General features: G+C 36.0%; 4 protein-coding genes. 1 reads left to right on the top strand and 3 read right to left on the bottom strand.

Annotated elements, in window-relative coordinates; genetic code table 11:
• Positions 1-399, top strand: a 399-nt coding sequence (locus tag BN161_RS14110) for a transposase (RefSeq protein ID WP_141651796.1), incomplete at its 5' end; no start/stop codon positions are given.
• A gap of 24 nt (positions 400-423) precedes the next feature.
• On the opposite strand, the gene BN161_RS14105 is transcribed toward BN161_RS14110, so the two are convergent.
• The 3 genes from BN161_RS14105 to BN161_RS14095 all read right to left on the bottom strand — a co-directional run bounded on the left by BN161_RS14105 (position 424) and on the right by BN161_RS14095 (position 2,708).
• The gene (locus tag BN161_RS14105; RefSeq protein WP_044267272.1) at positions 424-1,107 is read right to left on the bottom strand and encodes a hypothetical protein; all 684 of its coding nucleotides are present in this window, start codon (positions 1,105-1,107) and stop codon (positions 424-426) included.
• Positions 1,108-1,113: 6 nt separating this feature from the next.
• Positions 1,114-2,235, bottom strand: a complete 1,122-nt coding sequence (locus tag BN161_RS14100; RefSeq protein WP_044267270.1) for an AAA family ATPase — start codon at positions 2,233-2,235, stop codon at positions 1,114-1,116.
• Positions 2,236-2,561: 326 nt separating this feature from the next.
• Positions 2,562-2,708, bottom strand: a complete 147-nt coding sequence (locus tag BN161_RS14095; protein WP_125910833.1) for a nucleotidyltransferase family protein — start codon at positions 2,706-2,708, stop codon at positions 2,562-2,564.
• Positions 2,709-2,742: the final 34 nt, after the last annotated feature.

Here is a 2,742-nt window from a genome sequence, read left to right as displayed (position 1 = left end):
GTAAAAGGTATCAAACGCCATATTATTGTGGACAAAAATGGCTTTCTAATTGCCGTGATGGTTACAATAGCCAACGTCCATGACAGCAAGGCCGCTTATCTACTAATGAGAGTGTTAAAGGAACTTTGTTCGGGGATAAAAGTTATACTGGCAGACGGAGGATATAGAGGCGAACTTATTGAAAACATCAAAAAACAATTTGGCTATGTAATTCAAGTGGTCATTAGCGCATACAAAGAACAGGGATTCAAACCTATTCATAAGAGGTGGATCGTAGAAAGATCATTCTCATGGATGGACAATGATAGGAGACTCTGTCGAAACTATGAATTGACATTCGATTCAGCAGAGGAAATGGTCAAAATATCAGCTATAAAATTATTATTGAAGAAAATTTAAACAGGCTCTCAGTAATTATGCTTTTTATTCATTTTTCAATTGTTCCTCTACTGAGTTACAAAATGCATCTAAGCTTGCACTTTTCTTACGACATTCTGCCAAATTCTTTTTCAATACTTGTCCCAACTCAATGTAATTCAAGTTACTTTTTCGAGTATCCACTAACTTATTCTTTTCTTTGTCCTTTAACCTCGCTATTAGCCCACTTAAAGTTTCTTTAGGCCGTACTTTTTGCGAACTATCTTTTATATGTTTATCCCATATTGGAATTAACCATGCATCCGTTTCTTCAATACAAATAGCATATAGTACACGTTCTCGGTACTTTTCCTCGACAGTACCCTCTATCTTAGCCACCACATTTTTCCGCAACTCTTCACTATACACCTTCCAGTCAGACACTCCACTTCTTTGTGGGCAGAGCACATCATATCCACTTTCACCACGTTCTGCTGTATCTATTTGAACGACAAGATACCGATCTTCTTCAAACATATCAAAAAAATCACTTAAACTTCCAGAATTAGCACATTCCTTCAACACCAATGTCCAGTTGCTAAAGTTTTTCTCATTAAGTTCTGTCTCGTCGGTTTGATCTTCCGGTCTGACATTCAGGATATCAGAGCTATCAATCCCTTTTAATTTCTTCAATATAGCCTTGATTATAGCTATGTCAGCAAATCCCTCAGCAATTATTCCTACTTTCATTTTCACTTAAAAGTTATCAGGAATTCCACCAAGAAATCCCTTCATCCACAAATCTGATAGTTTATTCTGCACATCTTTGCCATCACGCATAGGTTTCAGTTTTATCCGTTCTATTTTGGTTGCACCATTATCTTTTCTAGTGACAACAAATAAACGCTGATTATCATCATGCAAATTCATCCCATCCAGAACTGCCGGGTTTTGTGTCGTAATCAGAACCTGTTTATCATTTTCCTCAACAAGACTTGCCAGATTCTTCATCAGATAACGGCACAACCTGGGATTTAGCCCCGTTTCAATATTATCTATGCCAAAGAAATCAGGAGTACGTTTACTTATAAAAAGAGTCAGATAAAATAACAGATGCAATGCCCCTTCGTTTGCATTTTCCGCAGAGAAAAGATTATTTTTCTTCTGCATATACTTATCTCTGAAGTATAAATTAGAAATACTCCGTCCTAACTTATATCCTTGCATTTTATAAGTTTCCTCCTTATCCAACAAAATATCATCAATCCATGAAATACAGTCCTCCGCTATTTCTTTGATTCTTTCAATTTCCTCCTGCGGCAAATTATTCAGCAAAACATCCAACCCCTCTCCATTGATACCTAAAGGAAGTTCATAATTCTCCCGTGTTATTCCTCTCAACGCACTTGTCGACAATGAATAAATCAAATACTGAGAAATATAGTTTTTCTTCTCATTTTTTTCCTTATCATGTTCTTCAACACGCTTCTCAGTAGGCATCCCACCTCTAGGAGGCAAACTTACATTGCAGCTCCACCTTGAGAAAACATCCAAATAGTTCAGATTATAAATACGATATCTCAGCGGACATTCCGGATTACGCAAATTATTGAAATAAATACAGGAGCCTATCTCTTCAATTACCTTTTTTCCAAAAAAAGAACCAATCATTAAATCCGGCTTTGCAATCCTTATTCCTTTTGAAATCATATCTTTGGTTTCGATAAGTCCCGAACGTTCCGAAGCCAACATTGCTATGGCCTCCAAAATATTAGATTTACCGACACCATTTGCTCCAATAAAAACATTAATACGCCCTAAATCAACAGACAAGTTTTCAATGGACTTAAAATTCTCTACAGTAATCTGAGTTATCATATATAACAATATTATTTATTCAAAACTTACGTATCAAAAACAAAGATAAGCAATTTTGTAATACAACAAAACATTGGCAAAAAGAATTCTGAAAAGGTATCAATAAGTTGAAGCGTATAATCTTAAGAGTCTGCCTGTCTTTGGACAAGAACACATACGCTTCACCCGTATAAGGGTTTTTACCTAACAACTCAACCTCTGCAAACAGACGGTACTTACCGTATCGCATATTGGTAACGCTGCTGACATACCATAACGTGATGCCGCCTGTGATTGCTAACATATAGCCTCCAACTTCTCTACCAGATGAGACAGCTGACGGTAGCTTAAATTACTACTACGTCCAGATCACTCGTTTCCTTTTGCAGTTTTCGAGCAAATGAACTAAAAAGGCCTAAAGTCTTTATACCATATTTATCAGCAAAATTGACTTTAATTTTCCGTAATATATCAATGGCATCTGATGTATTCATAATCTAATTTACTACCATTATTAATACTAAATAC

This window comes from Bacteroides timonensis (assembly GCF_000513195.1).
Taxonomy (GTDB): Bacteria; Bacteroidota; Bacteroidia; order Bacteroidales; family Bacteroidaceae; genus Bacteroides; species Bacteroides timonensis.
This window is presented reverse-complemented; position numbering and strand designations above follow the sequence as displayed.

Coding starts and splice junctions, on each gene's coding strand:
- BN161_RS14095 (WP_125910833.1), bottom strand. CDS start 2,708: ATGAATACATCAGATGCCATTGATATATTACGGAAAATTAAAGTCAAT.
- BN161_RS14100 (WP_044267270.1), bottom strand. CDS start 2,235: ATGATAACTCAGATTACTGTAGAGAATTTTAAGTCCATTGAAAACTTG.
- BN161_RS14105 (WP_044267272.1), bottom strand. CDS start 1,107: ATGAAAGTAGGAATAATTGCTGAGGGATTTGCTGACATAGCTATAATC.